Here is a 278-nt window from a genome sequence, read left to right on the forward strand (position 1 = left end):
GTAGATGGGTCATTATAAGCGAGTTCTGCAAAGTGTAATGCTTCTTCAAGATCGCCCATGGAGAAAAATACATTAGTAATTTCAGAGAGTAAATAGGATTTAGGGACCAAATACCAATCCTGGAACTGTGCTTGAGCCTCATCAAAAATAGCTAATGCTAAGCGTAAATCCTCAATCGATTGATTGTAGTTTTCTAGGCTGGTGTTTTGGCTACTGTTTAAAAAAAGGCTATTTACAATCGCTTGCTTTTCAGAGTAACGCTTTGCCAAGCGTAGCGC

The 278-nt window shown here is 39.2% G+C and carries 1 protein-coding gene; it reads right to left on the bottom strand.

The features are described 5' to 3' along the window. The coding region (locus tag AAEZ03_RS27140) for a hypothetical protein (protein ID WP_350582926.1) at positions 1-278 on the bottom strand (278 nt) is incomplete at both ends.

It is taken from the genome of Pseudomonas sp. HY2-MNA-CIBAN-0224 (assembly GCF_040310285.1).
GTDB classification, from domain to species: Bacteria; Pseudomonadota; Gammaproteobacteria; order Pseudomonadales; family Pseudomonadaceae; genus Aquipseudomonas; species Aquipseudomonas helleri.